Annotated in this window: 18 protein-coding genes; 12 read left to right on the forward strand and 6 right to left on the reverse strand. The window is 65.4% G+C overall.

Annotation, left to right across the window (positions count from 1 at the left end):
• The gene (lspA, locus tag M2336_RS00310) at positions 1 to 519 is read right to left on the reverse strand and encodes a signal peptidase II (RefSeq protein ID WP_264571159.1); all 519 of its coding nucleotides are present in this window, start codon (positions 517 to 519) and stop codon (positions 1 to 3) included.
• Positions 516 to 3,497 carry an isoleucine--tRNA ligase gene (gene ileS, locus M2336_RS00315; RefSeq protein WP_264573478.1) on the reverse strand — a complete coding sequence of 994 codons (2,982 nt, stop codon included), beginning with the start codon at positions 3,495 to 3,497 and terminating at the stop codon, positions 516 to 518. Before ileS ends, lspA begins: the two co-directional genes overlap by 4 nt.
• 286 nt (positions 3,498 to 3,783) lie before the next feature.
• Here ileS and M2336_RS00320 point away from each other — a divergent pair, with 286 nt between their 5' ends.
• From M2336_RS00320 to M2336_RS00345, 6 genes are all read left to right on the forward strand, one after another.
• A complete protein-coding gene (locus M2336_RS00320) occupies positions 3,784 to 3,972 on the forward strand; it encodes a Thivi_2564 family membrane protein (protein ID WP_181560474.1) in 189 nt (62 codons plus the stop codon).
• A gap of 78 nt (positions 3,973 to 4,050) precedes the next feature.
• The gene (locus tag M2336_RS00325) at positions 4,051 to 4,383 is read left to right on the forward strand and encodes an entericidin EcnAB (RefSeq protein ID WP_181560475.1); all 333 of its coding nucleotides are present in this window, start codon (positions 4,051 to 4,053) and stop codon (positions 4,381 to 4,383) included.
• Between the two features lie 215 nt (positions 4,384 to 4,598).
• Positions 4,599 to 7,043, forward strand: a complete 2,445-nt coding sequence (locus tag M2336_RS00330; RefSeq protein WP_264592476.1) for a TonB-dependent receptor — start codon at positions 4,599 to 4,601, stop codon at positions 7,041 to 7,043.
• 30 nt (positions 7,044 to 7,073) lie between these two features.
• Positions 7,074 to 7,979: a VOC family protein gene (locus M2336_RS00335; protein ID WP_264592477.1), complete on the forward strand. Its 906-nt coding sequence runs from the start codon at positions 7,074 to 7,076 to the stop codon at positions 7,977 to 7,979.
• Positions 7,980 to 7,995: 16 nt separating this feature from the next.
• The gene (locus tag M2336_RS00340) at positions 7,996 to 9,111 is read left to right on the forward strand and encodes an FAD-dependent oxidoreductase (protein ID WP_264592478.1); all 1,116 of its coding nucleotides are present in this window, start codon (positions 7,996 to 7,998) and stop codon (positions 9,109 to 9,111) included.
• On the forward strand, positions 9,111 to 10,064 hold the full coding sequence (locus tag M2336_RS00345; RefSeq protein WP_181560479.1) for a fumarylacetoacetate hydrolase family protein: 954 nt from the start codon (positions 9,111 to 9,113) through the stop codon (positions 10,062 to 10,064). Before M2336_RS00340 ends, M2336_RS00345 begins: the two co-directional genes overlap by 1 nt.
• Here the strand turns inward: M2336_RS00345 and M2336_RS00350 are convergent.
• The gene (locus tag M2336_RS00350; RefSeq protein ID WP_264573482.1) at positions 10,061 to 10,696 is read right to left on the reverse strand and encodes a TetR/AcrR family transcriptional regulator; all 636 of its coding nucleotides are present in this window, start codon (positions 10,694 to 10,696) and stop codon (positions 10,061 to 10,063) included. The two genes, M2336_RS00345 and M2336_RS00350, sit on opposite strands and share 4 nt — an antisense overlap.
• A 97-nt stretch (positions 10,697 to 10,793) precedes the next feature.
• On the opposite strand from M2336_RS00350, the gene M2336_RS00355 reads away from it, so the two are divergent.
• From M2336_RS00355 to M2336_RS00380, 6 genes are all read left to right on the forward strand, one after another.
• Complete coding sequence (locus M2336_RS00355; protein WP_264592479.1) at positions 10,794 to 11,783, forward strand: MBL fold metallo-hydrolase; 990 nt, start codon at positions 10,794 to 10,796, stop codon at positions 11,781 to 11,783.
• The gene (locus tag M2336_RS00360; protein WP_264592480.1) at positions 11,773 to 13,065 is read left to right on the forward strand and encodes a fumarylacetoacetate hydrolase family protein; all 1,293 of its coding nucleotides are present in this window, start codon (positions 11,773 to 11,775) and stop codon (positions 13,063 to 13,065) included. Before M2336_RS00355 ends, M2336_RS00360 begins: the two co-directional genes overlap by 11 nt.
• The gene (locus M2336_RS00365) at positions 13,062 to 14,117 is read left to right on the forward strand and encodes an amidohydrolase family protein (protein WP_264573485.1); all 1,056 of its coding nucleotides are present in this window, start codon (positions 13,062 to 13,064) and stop codon (positions 14,115 to 14,117) included. The genes M2336_RS00360 and M2336_RS00365 overlap by 4 nt, the downstream gene beginning before the upstream one ends.
• Positions 14,118 to 14,199: 82 nt before the next feature.
• Positions 14,200 to 15,489, forward strand: coding sequence for a spinster family MFS transporter (locus M2336_RS00370; RefSeq protein ID WP_264573486.1), 1,290 nt, complete (start codon positions 14,200 to 14,202; stop codon positions 15,487 to 15,489).
• Positions 15,486 to 16,676 (forward strand): MFS transporter, encoded by a 1,191-nt coding sequence (locus M2336_RS00375; protein WP_264573487.1) that lies wholly within the window; start codon positions 15,486 to 15,488, stop codon positions 16,674 to 16,676. Before M2336_RS00370 ends, M2336_RS00375 begins: the two co-directional genes overlap by 4 nt.
• A 127-nt stretch (positions 16,677 to 16,803) precedes the next feature.
• Positions 16,804 to 17,619, forward strand: a complete 816-nt coding sequence (locus tag M2336_RS00380; RefSeq protein WP_264573488.1) for a MipA/OmpV family protein — start codon at positions 16,804 to 16,806, stop codon at positions 17,617 to 17,619.
• Positions 17,620 to 17,636: 17 nt separating this feature from the next.
• On the opposite strand, the gene M2336_RS00385 is transcribed toward M2336_RS00380, so the two are convergent.
• The 3 genes from M2336_RS00385 to M2336_RS00395 all read right to left on the reverse strand — a co-directional run bounded on the left by M2336_RS00385 (position 17,637) and on the right by M2336_RS00395 (position 19,783).
• Positions 17,637 to 18,230: a GNAT family N-acetyltransferase gene (locus tag M2336_RS00385; RefSeq protein WP_264573489.1), complete on the reverse strand. Its 594-nt coding sequence runs from the start codon at positions 18,228 to 18,230 to the stop codon at positions 17,637 to 17,639.
• A 60-nt stretch (positions 18,231 to 18,290) separates the two neighbouring features.
• Entirely contained in the window at positions 18,291 to 19,217 is a 927-nt protein-coding gene (locus tag M2336_RS00390; protein WP_264573490.1) for a bifunctional riboflavin kinase/FAD synthetase, read from the reverse strand.
• Positions 19,218 to 19,285: 68 nt separating this feature from the next.
• Entirely contained in the window at positions 19,286 to 19,783 is a 498-nt protein-coding gene (locus M2336_RS00395; protein ID WP_264574916.1) for a dihydrofolate reductase, read from the reverse strand.

Raw genomic sequence — 19,783 nt, forward strand, 5'->3', positions numbered from 1 at the left:
TTAACGGGACTCCTTCGCTGCGGTCTTTTCGCGCAGCAGCAGCGCGCGTGCAAGCAGGATGACGACGCCGATACTGATTGCGGCATCGGCAAGGTTGAAAATGAGGAACGGCCGCCACTCGCCAATGTGGAAATCGGCATAGTCGATGACATAGCCCAGCCGCACCCGGTCGATGATGTTGCCGATGGCGCCGCCCAGCACCAGGCCGAGCGCCAGCGCATCGTCGCGCTCCTTCTCACGCCAGATCCACCAGAGCACGAAGGCGGAGACAGCCATGGTCATGGCGACCAGCGCCCAGCGCATCACGTCGGTCTCGGCGTGGAAGAAGCCCATCGAAATGCCGCGATTCTCGGCGTAGGTCAGCTTGAAGAACGGGATCAGCTCGATGCCGACAAGGCCGCGCTCGTGCAGTTCCAGCACCTGCGTGACGAAATATTTGACGAGCTGGTCAAGCGCAGTCACGCCGAGCGCAAGCGCCACCGCCGCCTTGCGCCAGGCCCCGGCAAGCGCCGCGCTCATGCGAGCACCTCCGCGCAACGCCCGCACAGGTCGCCATCCGCGTCCACCTCGGGCAGATGGCGCCAGCAGCGGCCGCATTTGTGCTTGTCCGTCGCGGTGATCGCCGGGGCGGCCAGATCAGCATCCTGCGTCACGCTGGCCACGATGCACATCTCCGCAAAATCCACGTCCTCGGGCACATCGGCCATCCGCACATCCGCCGCGAGGCTGGAGCGCACGACCTTCTCGCGCCGCAGAGGCTCAATGGCCTCGTTCACCTGATCGCGCGATGAACGGATCGCCGCCCAGCGCACGCCGAGCGACGGATCGCGCCACAGCCGGTCCACCTCGGGCCATTCGAGCAGATGCACCGAGCCATCCTCGCTCGGATAGCGCGCCTGCCAGACTTCCTCGGCGGTGAAGGGGATGATCGGCGCGGCATAGCGCACCAGTGCGTGGAAGAGATGGTCCAGCACGGTGCGATAAGCGCGGCGCTTGTCCGTCTCCGCGCCCGTCGCCGGGTTCACATCGCAATAGAGGCAATCCTTGCGGATATCGAAGAAGAAGGCCGAGAGATCATTATTGGCGAAGTCGTTGAGCGCGCGGGTATAGCGGCCGAACTCCAGCCAGATGTCCCGCTCCTCGCCCTTGTCGACCACCGCGCGCAGCTCCACGTCCAGCTCGGCGAGGCGATGTAGCATATAGCGCTCCAGCTCCGGCATGGCAGAGGTCGCCACCCGATCCGCCGCCTCAAAGCCGGCGAGAGCGCCCAGCAGATAGCGGAAGGTGTTGCGCAGCTTGCGATAGGCATCCGAGGCGCCGGCCAGCACTTCCTTGCCGATGCGCACATCATCGAAATAGTCGGTGGAGGCCGCCCACATGCGCAAGATGTCGGCGCCGCTCTCGTCCATCACCTTGAGCGGATCGACCGTGTTGCCCAGGCTCTTGGACATCTTGCGGCCCTGCCCGTCCAGCGCGAAGCCGTGGGTGAGCACCGCGCCATAAGGCGCATGACCGCGCGTACCGCAGCTTTCCAGCAGCGAGGACTGGAACCAGCCGCGATGCTGGTCCGATCCTTCGAGATACAGGTCGGCGCGGGCACCCTCGCCATAGCGCGCCTCGACCACGAAGGCGTGAGTCGAGCCGCTGTCGAACCACACGTCGAGAATGTCGTTGACGACCTCATAGTCCGCCAGCGCATAGTCCGGGCCGAGCAGCGCCTGATGATCCGCGCCGAACCATGCATCCGCCCCGCCCTGCTTGAACGCCTCGACAATGCGGGCATTGACGGCGGGATCGTTGAGATACTGGCCGGTCTGGCGGTTCACATAGAGCGCAATGGGCACGCCCCAGGCGCGCTGGCGCGAGATCACCCAGTCCGGGCGGTCGCTGACCATGGCGTGGATGCGGTTGCGTGAGCGGGCCGGCACCCAGCGCGTCGCCTCGATGGCATCGAGCGCCACTTCGCGCAGCGTCGGGCCGTTGCTGAGCGGCGCAGCGGCGTTGACGCCCAGCGCGATGCCCGCACCAATGCCAGCGAGCGGCGCGATCTCGACGTCGGACGCGGTGCTCGCCTTGTCCATCGGAATGAACCATTGCGGCGTGCAGCGATAGATGATCCGCGCCTTGGAGCGCCAGCTATGCGGATAGCTGTGCTGGAAATCGCCGGCGGACAGCAGCGCCCCGGCCTCACGCAGATCGGTGAGGATCGGGCCATCGGGACCGTTGAACTTCGTATTGATGACACTACCCTGCCCACCGAGCCACGCCCAGTCGTCACGGTAGCGGCCATCATCGGTGACGGCGAACACGGGATCGATGCCGACCGCCTTGCAGGCGATGAAATCTTCCTCGCCATGATCCGGCGCCATGTGAACGAGGCCGGTGCCGGCATCGGTGGTAACATGATCGGCGGCGATGAACGGGCGGGGACGGTCGAAGAAATCCCCGCGCTCATGCATTGGATGACGGGCGACGGCGCCAGCGAGTTGGGCACTCTTAATGAGGGTCCATTCGGCTGCCGGAGTAAAGATGAACTCCGACGATGAATCGGCGTTCTTTTCAAGTTCCTTGCGCCAGCGATCAAGGAAACTGGGCACCAGTTCCTCAGCAACGAGGACACGCTTACCAGCGAGCTTTTCCAAGGGCGCATCCTCGTTGAACTCACCACGCTTGTGAGCGTCCAACCGCAGATCAACGAGCGCGTAGGAAATCCCCTCCCCATAAGCGATCGCCTGGTTCACAGGGATCGTCCACGGGGTCGTCGTCCAGATCACCGCATAGGCGCCGACCAGCTCCGGCGCATTCGGCGCTTCCACAATCTCGAACGCCAGATCGATCTGCGTCGAGGTGACGTCCTCATACTCAACCTCAGCCTCGGCCAGCGCAGTCTTTTCAACCGGCGACCACATCACCGGCTTGGCGCCGCGATAGAGCTGGTCGCTCTCGGCGAACTTCAAAAGCTCGCCGACAATCGCCGCCTCGGCCTCGAACTTCATGGTGAGATAGGGGTCTTCCCAATCGCCCATGATGCCGAGGCGCTTGAACTGCTCCTTCTGCACGCCCACCCACTTGTCCGCATAAGCGCGGCACTGGGCGCGGAATTCCTGTGGGGGAACCTCGTCCTTGTTCAGCTTCTTCTTGCGATATTCCTCCTCGATCTTCCACTCGATGGGGAGACCGTGACAATCCCAGCCGGGCACATAGGGCGCATCCTTGCCGAGCAGGCTCTGGCTGCGCACGATGATATCCTTCAACACCTTGTTCATCGCATGGCCCATGTGAATGTCGCCATTCGCATAGGGTGGGCCATCATGGAGGATGAAGCGGGTGCGGCCCTTCCGCTCCGCGCGCAGCTTGCCGTAAAGATCCTGCGCCTGCCAGCGCGCGAGAATGCCCGGCTCCTTCTGGGCGAGACCGGCCTTCATCGGGAAGTCGGTCTGCGGCAGGAAGACGGTGCTCTTGAAGTCTTCGCTCTTCTGGCTTGGCTGGTCGGTCATGGGCTTCCGGCAATCGCTATGGCGTCCGCATCGGGCGAGGCGCGGCGTCCGCCCCTAGCTGCCCTGCGCAGACGAACAGGAAATCAGCGCCCGCCCCTACGCGAGGGCGCGCGCTGGCGCAAGCGACGGGCGGCTCCACCGGCGCCGGCAAGGGCACATCGCGCCGCCCGCCGTGGAACTACACGCCGGGCCGGACGTTCCTTTGAGCAGCATCTGGGATGCGCGCGCGGGACACAGCCTGGGAGATCGCTGTCGTCCAGCCGTTTAAAAAGACCGGGAGGGTTGCATGTCGCTTCTCAACATCATCATCATCTTGATCGTCGTCGGCGTGTTGCTGTGGCTCATCAACACGTACATTCCGATGGACGGCAAGATCAAAAGCATCCTCAACATCGTCGTGGTGATCGCGGTGGTGCTCTGGCTGCTGCAGGCCTTTGGCGTGCTAGGCTCGCTCGGCGGCGTCCACGTCAACTAGCCGACGCCGATCAGCCCTATCAAATCCCCATTTCAGCGGCGCGCAAGTCCGCCGCGCAGCAATCGAACGAGGTTATCCATGAAACTTCCCGCCACTCTCGCCAGCCTGGCCCTCATCTCGCTGCCCATCGCAGCCTGCAGTGAGAAGGCGCAGCAGGAAACCAGCGAAGCGGCCGATGCCGTCGGCAACGATGTCGAGCATGCCGGTGACCATGCCGCGCAGGAATCTCGCGAGGCGAGCCGCGAGGCCGGCGCCGCCGCAGACCGGATCGGCGACGACATCCAGCAGGGCGCGCGCGAAGCCGGCGCTGCGGCGGATCGCGTGGGCGACGACATCAGCCGTGGTGCCGATGCCGCAGCCGACCGCACGGGCGCCGCGCTGGAAAACACCGGACGCGCAATTCGCGACTGAATCTGAGGGGTAGCGCCTCCCGGCGCTGCTCCGCGTATATCACAGAAGGGCGGCTCGGTTTACGGGCCGCCCTTTTTGCGTCTGGGCAGCACCGCCCACATTCTCATTCTTTATCAAGATGATCGACGCGCTCTCAGAAGACCGCTTGTCAGGCGATCCATAATTCCGTACATCAGGAATTAACGGTCGCTGAGAGCCGTCTTGGGAGAGTGAACATGAGAGCTTTGTTGTTGTGCACCGTCGCGTGCGCCGCCTTCATCCCCACCGCTGTCGCTGCGCAGGGCGCCGCGGTTTCGCCGGCCGATACGACCAATGATGGTGGCCTGGTCGACATCATCGTCACCGCCCAGCGCGTGGAAGAGAACAGCCAGCGCACCCCCCTCGCCGTCGATGTGATTCGGCCCGAGGAACTGACCCGCCAGAATGTGGTGCGCGCGGAAGACCTCTCGCGCATCTCCCCGTCCCTGTCCGCATCCGGCGGCGGCGGGCCGACGACGGTCTTCTTCGTGCGCGGCGTGGGCAACTCCACCGTCAACGCCTATTCGGACCCGGCGATCTCGTTCAACTATGACGGGGTCTACATCGGCCGCCCCACCTCGACCTCGGGCGTGTTCTACGATCTGCAGCGCGTCGAAGTGCTCAAGGGACCGCAGGGCACGCTCTATGGGCGTAACGCCACGGCGGGCGCCATCAATGTCATCCCCAATCGGCCCAAGCTGGGCGAGACATCCGGCAGCGCGACCCTGGGTTATGGCAATTATAACTGGTTCACCGGCCAGGCCGCGCTGAACGTGCCGCTCGGCGAAACTGTCGCCCTGCGTGCCGCCGGCACATTCTCCAGCCACGATGCCTTCCAGACCGACGGCACCGGCAACCAGCGCGAACATGGCGGCCGCCTGCAGATCTATGCCGAGCCGACGCCGGATCTCTCGCTTCGTGTCGCTGCCGATTATGCCCACCAGGGCGGCGCGAGCAGCAGCGGCTATTATCTGGGCGCCGTCAACCCGACCTTCGGCCCGAACGGCCCCTCGGGATATCAGTTCGTGCCCAGCAACTTCTCGACCCAACAGGGCCTGCTCGATCCGGCCTCCAACGCCTATCTGGCGCCGCGCTTCTTCACGCAGGTCGGCCGGGCCGGCGCGGTCGTGGATGGCGTGCCGTTCAACGACAATGACTATTGGGGCATAACTGCCGAGCTGAACTACACCACGCCCGCCGGTACGCTGACGGTCCAGCCCGCTTATCGCGAGGCGGACCTCGAATATGCCTTCAACGGCGTGTTCCGCCAAGGTTACACCAAGGAAAAGGACAAGCAGACCAGCGTCGAAGCCCGCTGGACCGGCGACTTCGGCCCCTCGGTCGATTATCTGATTGGCGCGATGTACTTCGATGAGGAAATCGCAGCAGTCGCCCGCTATAACCAGCAGAGCCTCTCGCCCTACCAGAATTTTCGGACGAAAACGGAGAGCTGGGCAGGCTTCGGCAAGCTCACCGTGCGCCCTGTCGAACAGCTGAGCCTGACGGCCGGCGCGCGTTACACCTCGGACAAGAAGCGGTTCGACGGCACCTCGAATGTCTACATCCTGTTCTGCGGCAATCCCGCGCCGCCGCAGGATATCTGCCCCACCCTGCCGTTCATCCCTCTGGCGGAGACGGAAGCCGATTTGCAGGCCTTCTATGGCCAGCGCGGTATCCCGATCACGCCGGTCCCGCTCTTCGCCCTGCCGCCGATCGCGGGCGGATCACAGACCGCACCTTTTGTCCTGCGCTCGCAAATCCCCATCAATTCCGGCCTGACGAACAACAAGTTCACCTATCGCCTGGCCGCGCAATATGATTTCTCGCCGCGCAACATGGTCTATGCCAGCTTCGAGACGGGCTATCACGCCGGCGGCTTCAACTTCGCACGCGGCCTTGAAACCTATCGGCCGGAAACGATCGACGCCTACACCATCGGCACCAAGAATCGGTTCCTCGACAACCGCCTGCAGGTAAACCTCGAGGGCTTCCTGTGGAAGTACAAGGACCAGCAGTTCAGCCAGTTCGGCTATGATCTCGGCACGCCGCCCTCGACCGTGTTCCTGACGCGCAACATCGGCAACAGCACGATCAAGGGGCTGGATCTCGACGTGGAGTTCATGGCCACGCCGAACACCCTGCTCTCGGCGAATGTGCAGTATCTGGACACGAAATATGACAGCTTCGTCTACTTCGCGCCGAATCAGGGCCTGCCGGCCAACACCACCTGCGCCTCCACACCGCAGCAGCAGGTGACGCCGGGCGGCACAATCAACGTGTTCCGTATCGATTGCTCGGGGAACCAAGCATTCAACTCGCCCAAATGGTCGTTCAATCTCGACGCGCAGCAGACCATTCCGCTCGGCACCTACAAGGCTGTGCTGCAGGGCGGCACGCGCTATCGTGGATCGAGCTATTCCACGGCGGACTATCTGCCCTATCTCCGGTCGGAAGCGGCGTTCGTGAGCTATGCGTCGCTGACGCTCGCAACGGAGGATGACCGGTTCTTCGTCACGGCGTACATCAACAATATCGAGAACAATCAGCGCCTCATTACCGGCAACATCACATCGGCCTCGCTGGTCACGGCCAGCGCAGAACAGCCCCGGACCTACGGTCTGCGTATCGGCGGCAAGTTCTGAGCGAGGTCAGACTCATCCAGGGAGTTATGCATGGTTAGCGTTACCGATCTTCATTATGTCGCCATGGCCGTGCCGGACCTTGCCAAGGAACGCGAGTTCTACGGCAAGACCTGGGGGCTGATCGAGGTTGCCGAGCAGGACGGCCGCGTCTACTTCGCCGCCGAAGGCATGCCCCATCCTTATGTGATCGTGCTGCGGGAAGACGTGGAGAAGAAGACCGATCTCGTCGGCTTCTCCGCCGCCTCCAAGGAGGACGTGCTCGCCATCTTCGAACAGGTGAAGGCAGCCGGCGCAAAGATCATCAGCGAGCCCGCTCCGGCCAGCGGCCCGGCCGGGGGCTTCGCCTTCCGCTTCTTCGATCCTGACGGGCGAGCGATGGAAGTGATCTGCGACAGCACCCCGCGCGAGTTCCGCAAGCTCGACAAGGGCGAGGCGATCCCCATCGGCATCAGCCATGTGGTGTTCCACTCGCCCGACCATGTCGCCCTGGCAGACTTCTACCAGAAGGCGCTGGGCTTCCGCCTGTCCGACTGGATCGGCAAGTTCATGGTCTTCCTGCGCTGCAACTCGGCGCACCACCGCCTCGCGATCCTCCCCGGACCGCCGGCACTCAACCACATCGCGTTCGACGTCAGTTCGGTGGACGAGCTGATGCGCGGCCTCGCGCGGATGCACGAAAGCGGCATCAAGCTGAGCTGGGGGCCGGGCCGGCACACTGCGGGCAACAACACCTTCAGCTACTTCGTCACGCCCAACGGCAATGCCGTCGAGTACACTTCCGACCTTGAGGAAGTGGACGAGGACAGCTGGCAGGTCACGCATTATGAGCCGGGGCCAAACACCATCGATCAATGGGGCACCGGTCGCATCATCACCGGCAATGTGCCCCATGCCGAAATGCAGCCCGACAAGGGCCTGTGGCAGGTTCCGGCCTAAGAAAGGCGCTTACAGCATGATCCGTACAGCATTGGTCGTCGGCGGCGGCGTCGGTGGCATGAGCGCGAGCCTGTCGCTCGCCAAACGCGGCGTCGCCGTGGAACTGATCGATATCGATGCGCAATGGCGCGCTTATGGCGCTGGCATCAGCGTCACCGGCCTGTCCTTACGGGCGTTCGATGACCTCGGCATTCTGGATGAAATCCGCGAGCAGGGCTTTGTCGGCACCGGCTTTCGCCTGCGCACGCCGGACGGCGCGGTGGTGATGGAAACGCCGCGGCATGCCGGGCTCGCTCCCATCGATTCGAGCGGCGGCATCATGCGCCCGGTGCTTCATGCCATCTTGCAGAAGCATGTTCGCAAGGCCGACGTCACCGTAACGCTGGGCGTCGAGCCGCGCGGCTTCAGGGAAAACGGCGACGGGGTGACCGTTGCCCTGTCCGACGGCACGGAGCGCACCGTCGATCTGGTCGTCGCGGCCGATGGCATTCAGTCCAAGACGCGCAAGGCCCTGTTCCCCGATGCGCCGGCTCCGCAGTTCACCGGACAGGGTTGCTGGCGCATCGTCGCCGACCGCCCCGAGGGTCTGGACGGCGCCGAAATGTATATCGGCGGCCCGGTCAAGCTCGGCCTCAACCCGATCTCGCAGGATAAGCTCTACGCATTCATCCTCGAGCATGTGCCGGACAATCCCTGGTATGCCGATGAGGACATGCTGCCGCGCGTCGCGCAACTGCTCGCGCCTTATGGTGGCGACATCGTCACAATCCGGGAAAGCCTCGGCGAAGACTCGCTGGTCAATTACCGCCCGCTTGAATGGCAGCTCCTGCCCCTGCCCTGGCACAAGGGGCGCGTGGTGGTGATCGGCGATGCCGCCCATGCGACCACGCCGCATATGGCGTCGGGCGCCGGCCTCGCTGCCGAGGATGGCCTCGTGCTCGCTGATGAGTTGGCGAAGACCGACGATGTCGAAGCCGCGCTGACCGCCTTTGGCGTGCGCCGGTTCGAGCGCGCGCGGATGGTTGTGGAAAACTCGGTGCGGATCGGCGAAATCGAGATGGCCGGCGGCAATCAGGTAGTTGCCAACAAGATGCTCGGCGGAACGATGCAGAAACTCAAGGAGCCCTATTGATGACGGTTGGTTTGGCGACAGTGGGCACGGCTGCCGTGCTCGTCCGCGACGATCGCTTCGTCCCGCTCGCCCATTGGGGCGAGCAGCGCGACCTGCCCGGCCTTCTGGCGGCGTGGGACGAGATCCTGCCGCAGATCGAGCGCTGGGCCGCTGACGAGGCGGCCTTTGCCGGTGCACAGAGCTTTGCCGAGGCGGATGTGCGGGCGCCCTATCGCCCCGGCCAGGTGTTCTGCACCGGCGCCAATTACAAGAAGCATGTCGTCGGCCTGGTCATGGGCGACCCCTCGATGCGCACGGCCGATGCCGAGGCGATGAGCGACGACGAGCGCCGCCGCAAGGTCGAGGAGATGATGGACGCCCGCGCGCAGGCGGAACCCTATTGCTTCATCAAGCTGCCCTCCTGCGTGGTCGGTCCGCGCGACGCCGTGGTGCTGCCGCGCAACGTGATCAAGCCGGACTGGGAACTGGAACTGGGCGTGGTGATCGGCAAGCCGGCCCGCCATGTCTCAGCCGCGCAGGCGATGGACCATGTCGCGGGCTTCGTGGTGGTCAACGACGTCACCGCGCGCGAGCAGATTTTCCGGCGCGATGCCGGCGGGTTGGGCGCGGACTGGCTCTCGGGCAAATGCTTCCCGACCTTCCTGCCCTTCGGCCCGATGATCGTACCCCGGCAGTATGTCGCCGATCCCTATGATCTGACGATCACCCTGTCGGTCAACGGCAAGGTCTACCAGAACGAGTCGACGCGCGACATGATGGTCAGCATCGAGCGGCAGATTGCCTATCTCTCCGACCGCGTGGAGTTGATGCCGGGCGACGTGATCTGCACCGGCTCGCCTTATGGCAATGGCTCCGCCTTCGGCGTGTTCCTGCAGCCGGGCGACGAGATGGAAGGGACGATCACTGGCCTTGGCACCCAGCGCAACCGCTGCGTGGCGGAAGGCGCCAGCTAGGTGCGGGGCCGCAGGCCGTTCATCAGCAGGTCGACGACGAACTCCTCATATCGGCTGGTCAGCTCCTCGGCAGCGATATCTGCCGGGAAGAGCTGCCTGACCACCGGCTCGGCAGTCGCAAAGAAGTCGAACAGTCCGAGGACCGCGACGTGAAGCAGGGCAGGATCGACGTCCCTGATCGAACTGGAGTCCCGCGCGAGCACTTCGCCCAGCCAGGCGACAGCCTCGCGGTTCATCTCGCCGAGGCGCTCGCCCACGTCGGACGATTTCGCGTCGGCCAACTCGTCGACCATCAGCCGGTGGATATGGCGGTTGGAGCGGGTAAACCGCGCCGTGCGGCGAATATTGTCTTCCACCACTTCATGCGCCGGGCGCGGATCGCGGGCGCTGTAGGGCACCCGGTCCATCATCGAGGTCGCAACCGCCAGCAGCAGGTTGCTGCGGTCCTTGAAGTAATAGCGTACCAGCGCCGGATCGACACCCGCTTCTCGCGCGATCATGGCAATCGAGATGCGCTCGGGCGGATGCTCCTTCACAAGCCGTTCCGCCGTTTGCAGCACGACCTCGCGTCCAACCCCATTTTCGGCCGGCCGGCCCTGCCCCCGTTTGCGCGGCTTTTTCGCTTCACCCATGATGCTACGCTTGGCGCGAAAAATATATTCCTGCAAATAGGAATTGCTGGACCGCGCGCAATCGCTAAGCTTTGACGGATATCGACAGGAGAGCAGGATGGCCAACTGGCCTTTCACCCAAGGCATTCATGACATTGGCAATGGCCTCTATGGCTATGTCCAGCCGGACGGCACATGGGGCTGGTCCAATGCGGGCCTGATCGCCAGCGACGGCGAGACATTGCTGGTCGATACGCTGATGAGCATGCCGCTGACGCGCGAGATGCTGGACCGGTTCAAGGCCAAGGTGCCGGAAGCCGCGAAGATCGACCGGCTGGTCAACACCCATGCCAACCCCGATCATTTCTTCGGCAATGGCCTGGTGGCGGATGCGGAGATCATCGGCACCAACGAAGCCAAGAAGGAAATGGCCGGCTTCAACCCGAAGATGCTCGCCAACCTGAAGAACGTCTACACCGAGATGGGCGATACCGGCGCGTTTCTCTATGAGACCATGGGTCGCAAGTTCGATTTCTCCGGCGTGGATGAGCTGACGCTGCCCAACCGCACGTTCGACGCACAGCTCGATCTCAATGTCGGCTCCAAGGCGGTCTCGCTGATCGACCTCGGCCCGGCGCACACGGATTCCGACACGATCGTGTGGGTGCCGGAGGATCGCGTGGTGTTCACCGGCGACCTGCTGTTCAACGAGGGGCATCCGATCATGTGGGCCGGCCCGGTCGAGAACTGGATCGCCGCCTGCCAATATATTGTCGATCTTGGTCCGCAGGTGGTGGTGCCCGGCCATGGCCCGGTCACGGACACGACGGCCGTCCGCAACATGCAGGCTTATTTCGAATATGTCCGCGATGAATCGCGCAAGCGGTTCGAGGCCGGCCTTTCCTATGAGGATGCCGCGCGCGACATCAACATGCAGGAGTTCCGCGGCTGGAGCGACCCCGAGCGGATCGTCGCCAACGTCTTCTCGCTCTACAAGCAGTGGGGCGCGCAGTTCACGCCGGAGCAGCAGCGCGATCTGTTCGGCGCGATGGGCCGCTACCATCACGAAATGCAAAGCCATGCAGCAGGGTGCGACCATGCCCATTGAGATCAACGCGACGCATGATCCCGCGCGCAAGAGCTGGGTCGAAAGCGCAAACGCGGCGCACAGCGATTTCCCGATCCAGAATTTGCCCTTTGGCCTGTTCCGTCACCGGGGGGTGGCGCGCGGCGGTGTGGCGCTGGGTGCTTACATCATCGATGTACCCCAGCTCCACGCCGCCGCCCTGCTTGATGGCGACGCGGCGGAGGCTGCGGCGGCCATGGCCGGCCCCTCGCTCGCGCCCCTTCTGGCCGCCAGCCCGGCCTCGATCAGCGCCTTGCGGGCCCGCCTCTCCGACCTGTTCCGCGCCGATGGGCTGGGCGACCGGCAGCAGCTCGAAGCCATGCTGGTCCCGCAGGCCGAAGCGGAACTGCTGATGCCGCTCAAGCCCACGGCTTTTACCGATTTCTGCACATCCTACGATCATATCGCTCGGATGGCGCAGAAGGCGCCGCCGCTGGCCGCGCTCTCGCTGCCGGTTGCCTATAACGGCCGCGCCAGTTCCGTGCGCGAAGATGGCACGCCGGTCGTCCGGCCGCAGGGCCAGTTTGAAGCCCCACCTGGCAGCGGCAACGTCCAGTTCGCGCCGGAGCCGATGCTCGACTTCGAGCTGGAGTTCGGCGTGTGGCTGCGCGGCGGCAATCCGCTCGGGCAGCGCATTAGTGTGGCGCAGGCGGAAGACCTCATGTTCGGCTGCTGTCTCGTCAACGACTGGTCAGCGCGCGGAATCCAGTTCTTCGAATCCATTCTGGGGCCGCATCTGGGCAAGAGCTTCCTCACCACGATCAGCCCGTGGATCGTGACGATGGAAGCGCTCGCGCCCTTCCGCGTGGCCGCGCGCGGTCGGCCGGGCGACGAGCCGGCGGTCGCCGCCCATCTGCTCGATGCGCAGGATCGCGCGGCAGGCGGCATCAACATCGAACTCACCGCCGACTTCGCCAATGCGGCAGGATCGAGCGCCCGCATCGTGCGCAGCAATCTCGCCGAACTCTATTGGACGCTGGCACAGATGGTCGCGCATCAGGCCTCCAACGGGGCACCGCTGGAAGCGGGCGACCTGATCGCGACCGGCACCGTTTCGGGCGCCGCCCAGGAAGCACGCGGCTGCCTCGCCGAGATCGTGCTGCGCGATGGCGAGACCATCGAGCTGCCAGACGGCACAACCCGCCGCTGGCTGGAGGATGGCGACACCCTCACCCTCAAGGGCCGCGCGATGGCGGAAGGCTATGTGCCCATCGGCTTCGGCCCGTGCAGCGGCACCATTCATCCCGCAGGAGCAAACGCATGACCATCACCACCTGTGGCGACCGCCAGCCGATCAAGGTCGCCGCGCGCGGCAAGCATCTGGTGGTGGACATCCATTGCCACCTCGGCATTCCCTCTGCCGACGCCATCGTGCAGGCCCGCCACCCCGGCCCGCCGCCCGGCATCAACGATTTCACCAGTGCGAAAACGAGTGAGGTCAACCGCGCCCAGTTCGCGACGATGGGCCGCACGCTCAATACGCTCGACCAGCGGCTGGCCGATATGGACCGGCTCGGAATCGACGTGCAGGCAATCAGCCCCAGCCCCGGCCAATATTTCTATTATGCCGATGCCGATGTCGCACGGGAAGCGGCGCGCACCGTCAACGACGGCATGGCGGCCGCGGTCGCACAGCACCCTGACAGGCTGGTCGGCATGGGCACGGTGCCGCTGCAGGATGTCGGCCTTGCCGTCGAGGAAATGCGCCGCTGCGTGCGCGAGCTCGATCTGCGCGGCATCGAGATCAGCTCCAACGTCAATGGCCGCGATTTCCATGCCGAGGAGTTTCGGCCGTTCTTCGCGGCCGCCGAGGAGCTGGGCATCCTGCTCTTCATCCACCCGCTGGGCTTCACCCATGCCAACCGGATGAGCGAATATTATTTCAACAACCTCATCGGCAATCCGCTCGAATCGACGCTGGCCATTGGCCATCTGATCTTCGGCGGCGTGCTGGATCGCTACCCCGGCCTGCGCATCTGCGTGGCCCATGGCGGCGGCTACATCCCCGGCTATTGGGGCCGGATGGACCATGGCTGGCGCGCGCGCGGCGATTGCAGCGAGCATTGCCAGCACGAGCCATCCAGCTATCTGCGCAAGCTGTGGCTCGATACGCTGGTGTTCGATCAGGACCAGCTCGACAGCCTCGTGCGCACCCATGGCGCCGACAAGCTGTGCCTGGGCACCGACTATCCCTTCGACATGTCTGAGCCCGATCCGCTGGGCTTCCATGCCCGCCTGAGCGACGAGGAGCAGCGCAAGATCCTCGGCCTCAACGCCGCTGAACTGCTGGGACTGGAGACTGCCGACAAGAGCTGACCCAGCCACATACGACCACCACCAAGGCCGCCGCACGAAGCAGACCTCCCATAAGAGGCAGGGCCGATCAGGAGAGAAGACGGTGACGAAGACGCAGCACGGCGGGGCCTGGTTGCCCGGCTATACTCTGTTCCTGCTCTTCGTGAGCAATGTGTTCAACTATGCCGACCGGGCGCTGCTCGGCATCGTCGTCGATCCGGTGAAGGCCGATCTGCAGTTGAGCGACACGGCAATGAGCCTTGTGTCCGGCACGGCCTTCGTGCTGTTCAACCTGATCGTGGGCATCTTCATCGCCCGCTGGGTGGACCATGGCAATCGCAAGAAAATCTTGCTGCTCGGCGTCGCCATCTGGTCCGGCGCCACGGCGCTGACCGGCCTTGCCGAAGGCTTTGTGTCGCTTGCGCTCACCCGGGTTCTGGTCGGTGTCGGCGAGGCGACGGCCTTTCCGGTCGCCATCTCCGTCATTGCCGACCTGTATCCCAAGGATCGGCGGCCGCGTGCGCTGGGCATCTATCAGTCGAGCGCCTTTGTGGGCATCGTCGGCGGGTCGATCGCGGCGGGGATATTGGCCGCGATATTCGGCTGGCGGACGATGTTCTTCATCTGCGGCGGCGCGGGCCTCGCCTTCGTGCTGCTGCTCGCGCTGACCATGAAGGAGCCGCAACGTGGCATGCATGACGAGCCAGACGCGGCCGATAACGGGATGCGAAACCTCCCCCAATCCATCCGCTTCCTGCTCGACGTGCCGGGCTTCCGCATGCTTGCCGTCGGCATGGGGATCTCGGCGATGGGCGCGGGCGTGCTGCCGGTGTGGGCGCCGGCGTTCCTGCTGCGCAGCCATGGCGTCAGCCTTGCCGAAGTGGGCGCCCTGATCGCGCCCTCGGTCGGCCTGGGCGGCATCGCTGGCGCCATTGCATCCGGTTTCATGGCCAGCTACTTCACCAAGAAGCACGGGCGGGAGATCGACAGCCTCATGGTGCCCCTGATTGCGCTGCCCCTGTCCATCCCCTTCTTCATCGCCTTCTGCTTCGCGCCGTCGCTGGGCCTCACGCTGGGCGCGGCGGCGATCATGAACTTCCTGCTCTCCAGCGGCATCACCCCCTGCTTCTCCGCAGCCATGGGACTGGCCACGCCGCAGACCCGCGCGGTTGCATCGATGTTGTTGCTCGCTTCGTCGGGCATCATCGGCTCGGCGCTGGCGCCGCTCATGGTCGGTGCGGCCAGTGATGCGCTGACGCCGCAGTTCGGCACCGAATCGCTGCGCTATGCCATGTCTGCCGTGACGGTGGCTCCGCTGCTGGGCTGCGTCTTCCTCTGGCTCGCTTATCGCCGCGCCCGCGCGACGGCCATGGCTGAGACCGCCACCGCGTGAGCACGCCAGCATCCCCGTCCGAGTTCCGCCATGGCTGGCCGGTGGTCCTCGCCGCCGCTTGCGGCTCGGGACTGGGGATTGCCGGATTGCTGACCTACTCGGCGGGCATCTTCGCGAAAGATCTCGAGAGCGCGATCGGCCTCAGCCGCACGACGCTGGGCGCAGCCTTCTTCCTGGCGACGGTGGCGCTGGCCATCGCCCTGCCCATCGCCGGCTGGCTGATCGACCGCGTCGGCCCGCGCTGGCCTGCCGTCGCCGGCTCACTGGCGCTGAGCGGCGGATTCGCGCTGCTCGGGACCGTCGTCCATTCGGTCGCCGGCTATATGAGCGTGATGGCAGGTATAGGCCTCCTGGCCGCCTGTTCGTCGCCCGTAGCCTACACACGCGCCGTCAATGCCGTCTTCGACCGCGCACGCGGACTGGCGCTCGGCCTGACGCAGGTGGGCATCGGCATTTCCGCCGCCGTCGTGCCGCCTGTTCTGGCCATCATTGTGGCAGAACGGGGTTGGCAGGCCGGCTATCTGGCGCTCGCCGCCATTGCCGCGATGGGCGTCATCCCGGCGCTCAGCCTGCCCAACCTCCGCAGCCCCCGGACGCCCGATAGCGCAGGCGGCATGGCCCGCGCCCAGATGCGCTCGCCCCTCTACCTGCTGGTGCTGGCATCCTTCGGCATGATGGCGCTCTCCTTTGCCGGCTTGCTGCCCCATTTCGTCCCGATGCTGCGGGAATCCGGCCTGGATGCCCGCTCCGCGGGATCGCTGGCGGGGCTCATCGGCGGCTCCGTGATCGTCAGCCGGATCGTTGTCGGCTGGCTGGCAGATCGGGTGCCTGCGCCACGCATTGCGGCGGCCTGCTGCGCCTTGTGCGCGCTGGGGTGCATCGCGCTGGCGACCGGCGGCGCAACGCTCGCCTGGGTCGGCGCCATCGCGCTTGGCACGGCCATGGGCGCGGAAGCCGACCTCATCGGCTATCTGACCGCCCGCTACTTCGGCATCACCCATTATGGTGCGCTGTACGCCGTGCAATATGCCAGCTTCATGCTGATGGCCGGGCTTGGCCCGCTCTGGGTCGGGGCACTGGCGGATGCCACTGGCGGATATAATGCCCCGCTCTGGGTGGCCGCTGCCGGCCTTGGCGTTTCCATCTTGCTGTTCCTGCGCTTGCACAACCCACAGACGAGCCGCTAGATCCAGCGACAAGGCAAGTCGCAACCAAACGACCGCCGCGACCATTCACCCGAGGTCGAAACGGCTTTGATCCGGCGCATGGCCGGGCCAGACTGACCGTCACCCCAAAACCGGAGGCCTGCGCCTGATGCCTTTCTGCCCGCCATCTGCTCCCTTCGCCCGTCCTGTCGTACTGGCGCTGACGCTCGGCCTCACGCTCGGTGCCTTCGCGTCGACCGCCTCCGCAAAGGAGAAGGAACCGCGCCGCGTGCGCATCGCCATCGGGCCGGAAATCCAGCCCAGCTTTCCCGGTGCGGACAGCCTGTCCGTCCGGCCTTTTCTGGAAGGCGACATCGCACGCGGCGATGAACCTTTCGAGTTCGAAGCGCCGGACGAGAGCTTCGGCATCCCGGTCGTGAGTGTCGGCGGTTTTGAGGTCGGCCCATCCATGGCCGTGGAAGGCAAGCGAAAGGCGGACGAGGTTCCCGGCTTCGTCAAGGTCAACCGCTCGCTGGAGCTCGGCGGGTTCGTGCAGATGTTTCTCGCCCCTTCCTTCCGCCTGCGCGCCGATCTGCGCCAGGGCGTGACCGGCCATGAGGCGCTGGTCGGATCGGTCAGTGCCGACTGGATCATGCGCGATGGGGACCGTTGGCTGGTGTCGGTCGGCCCGCGCGTGACGCTCGGCAGCGGCAAGCACCAGCGCACATGGTTCGGCGTGTCGCCCGCGCAAGCCGCCGCCTCGCACTTGCCGGTGTTCGAGGCGAATGGCGGCGTTCAGTCCGTCGGTGCCGCTGCCGGCCTGATCCGCCAGCTCGATGCCCGCTGGAGCCTCCATGGCTATGCCCGTTACGACCGGCTAGTCGGCGATGCCGCCGATTCGCCGGTCGTGCGGGCCTATGGCGCGCGCGACCAGTTTTCCGGCGGACTGGCGCTGGGCTACACCTTCTGGTGGGGCAAACGCTAAGCCGCGCGGGGCACCTATCACCCCTCCAGCCGCGCGTAGGCCGGCGACCGGGTCAAAGCCTCCCAGCGCGTGCACCATTGGCGCACCGGCTTGGCATCCGGCCAGAAGGGCGTCCAGATCTCACCCGGCTCGGCGCCCAGGGCGCGCGCGACCTTCTGGCTCGGCACATTGTCATCGGCGATCATGTGCAGCGTCTCACTCTGGCCAAGGGCCTCGTGCGACCAGCGGAAGGCGGCGGCTGCCGCCTCCGCTGCATAGCCCTTGCCCTGTGCGGACGGAAAGATGCACCAGCCGATCTCGAACGCCGGCCAACCGGGCGGGTTCATCGGCCCGACATGGCCGATGAATGCCCCGCTCGCTTTCTCTTCCACCGCGAAATTGCCATAGCCGCGCGCGACCCAATGGCCGGCGAGACTGCAGAAGCGTTGCCAGCTTTCGCCATAGCTAAGGCCGCGCCCTTCCTTGGTGATGAACCGCGCGAAGTCATCGTCCGCCATGGCCGCGCACAAGGGCTCGGCATCGGCAGCACGAAACGCCCGCAGGATCAGCCTGGGCGTTTCGATAGTCGGTGCGCGATCGATGGTTGGGGCAGTGCCGTTCTGTTGGGTCATCCGTGGCCTCTCCTTGTCAGCGCAAGTCTTGCTGGAGACCTGCGCGGTGACAAGGCATGATTAGGCCCCGAGGATGATCCGCGCCCGCACGACATCGGCGCTCATCTGCTCGACCAGTGCATCCAGGCTGTCGAACTTGCGCTCGCCGCGCAGCCGTTCGATGAGGGCGATCTCCAGCGTCTGGCCGTAGAGGCTGCCGGAGAAATCGAACAAATAGGTCTCCAGCAGCTCGCGCGGCGGCACGAAGGTCGGGCGGATGCCAAGATTGGCCGCGCCGCAGACGATTCGCCCATCGGGCAACCGCGCGCGCACGGCATAGATGCCGTAAGCCGGGCGCAGATAATGGCCCATCTCCATATTGGCGGTCGGGAAGCCGATGGTCCGGCCGCGCTTGTCCCCATCGATGACTTCGCCGGCAATCGCGAAAGGACGCGTGAGGAGGCCCGTCGCCGTGGCGCAGTCACCGGCCAGCAAGGCCTCGCGCACGCGGCTGGAGGAGATGATCTCGCCCTGCTCGTCGCGCACCGGCGCCACGGCCTCGGCCGCCAGGCCATGCACCGCGCCAAGCGTGCGCAAGGCGGTGACGTTGCCCGAGCGCCCGCGCCCGAAGGTGAAGTCCTCGCCGGTCACCACCCCCGCCGCGCCAAGTTCCGTCGCCAGCATGGCCACGAAGTCCTCCGCGCTGTGCGAGGCCAGCTCAGCCGTGAAGTGGAAGACCAGCATGGCATCCGCGCCCGCCTCGCCGAACAGGCGCTCGCGCTGATCGAGCGTGGTCAGGCGGAAGAAGGGCGCATCCGGCCGGAAGAGGCGCATGGGATGCGGATCGAAGGTCGCGACAATGGCCGGACGGCCCTGCGCACGGGCCAGTTCCACGGCGCGGCCGACCACGGCCTGATGGCCCCGGTGAAAACCGTCGAAATTGCCGAGGGCAATGATGGCACCGCGCAAATGTGCCGGTATCGGCTGATCGCTGCTGATCCGTTCCATGGCGGGCGCCTATAGGCGGAGCGACGCGCGGGCGCCAGCCCCGATGGCGGCTCGCATGCGCACCGCGATCAGGCTCCGCGCCGCAGAAATGTGCGGTAGCTGAAGGCGGCGACTGCGCCCTCCGCCGGGTGATCCTCGCGCATCGTCTCATCCCACCGGGCGGGATCGGGCGCATCGATGCGCGCGTCGCCGGGCGGCGAGAGATGTACTTGCGTGATCTCCAGCCGGTCGGCCAGCGGTTCGAACAGCCGATAAACTTCCGCACCGCCAATCACCGACAGCACCGGCGCCTGCGCGGCGGCAAGGGCTTCATCGACGCTGTGGACCACCTCTGCGCCTTCCGCCTGCCAGGCACGGTCGCGGGTCAGCACGATGTGGCGACGGCCCGGCAGCAGCCCGGGCAGGCTGTCGAAGGTCTTGCGGCCCATCAGCATTGGCGTGCCCATGGTCATGGCCTTGAAGCGCTTGAGATCGCCGGGAATCCGCCAGGGAATGTCGCCCTCGCTGCCAATCACGCCATTGTCGGCGCGCGCGAGCAGCAGCACGATTTCTGGACGCGCGTCCAT

The sequence above is a fragment of the Sphingobium sp. B1D7B genome, assembly GCF_025961965.1.
GTDB lineage: Bacteria > Pseudomonadota > Alphaproteobacteria > Sphingomonadales > Sphingomonadaceae > Sphingobium.

Coding starts and splice junctions, on each gene's coding strand:
- M2336_RS00390 (WP_264573490.1), bottom strand. CDS start 19,217: ATGGAACGGATCAGCAGCGATCAGCCGATACCGGCACATTTGCGCGGT.
- M2336_RS00360 (WP_264592480.1), top strand. CDS start 11,773: ATGCCCATTGAGATCAACGCGACGCATGATCCCGCGCGCAAGAGCTGG.
- M2336_RS00355 (WP_264592479.1), top strand. CDS start 10,794: ATGGCCAACTGGCCTTTCACCCAAGGCATTCATGACATTGGCAATGGC.
- M2336_RS00345 (WP_181560479.1), top strand. CDS start 9,111: ATGACGGTTGGTTTGGCGACAGTGGGCACGGCTGCCGTGCTCGTCCGC.
- M2336_RS00350 (WP_264573482.1), bottom strand. CDS start 10,696: ATGGGTGAAGCGAAAAAGCCGCGCAAACGGGGGCAGGGCCGGCCGGCC.
- ileS (WP_264573478.1), bottom strand. CDS start 3,497: ATGACCGACCAGCCAAGCCAGAAGAGCGAAGACTTCAAGAGCACCGTC.
- M2336_RS00365 (WP_264573485.1), top strand. CDS start 13,062: ATGACCATCACCACCTGTGGCGACCGCCAGCCGATCAAGGTCGCCGCG.
- M2336_RS00320 (WP_181560474.1), top strand. CDS start 3,784: ATGTCGCTTCTCAACATCATCATCATCTTGATCGTCGTCGGCGTGTTG.
- M2336_RS00325 (WP_181560475.1), top strand. CDS start 4,051: ATGAAACTTCCCGCCACTCTCGCCAGCCTGGCCCTCATCTCGCTGCCC.
- M2336_RS00395 (WP_264574916.1), bottom strand. CDS start 19,783: ATGGACGCGCGTCCAGAAATCGTGCTGCTGCTCGCGCGCGCCGACAAT.
- M2336_RS00340 (WP_264592478.1), top strand. CDS start 7,996: ATGATCCGTACAGCATTGGTCGTCGGCGGCGGCGTCGGTGGCATGAGC.
- M2336_RS00335 (WP_264592477.1), top strand. CDS start 7,074: ATGGTTAGCGTTACCGATCTTCATTATGTCGCCATGGCCGTGCCGGAC.
- M2336_RS00385 (WP_264573489.1), bottom strand. CDS start 18,230: ATGACCCAACAGAACGGCACTGCCCCAACCATCGATCGCGCACCGACT.
- lspA (WP_264571159.1), bottom strand. CDS start 519: ATGAGCGCGGCGCTTGCCGGGGCCTGGCGCAAGGCGGCGGTGGCGCTT.
- M2336_RS00380 (WP_264573488.1), top strand. CDS start 16,804: ATGCCTTTCTGCCCGCCATCTGCTCCCTTCGCCCGTCCTGTCGTACTG.
- M2336_RS00330 (WP_264592476.1), top strand. CDS start 4,599: ATGAGAGCTTTGTTGTTGTGCACCGTCGCGTGCGCCGCCTTCATCCCC.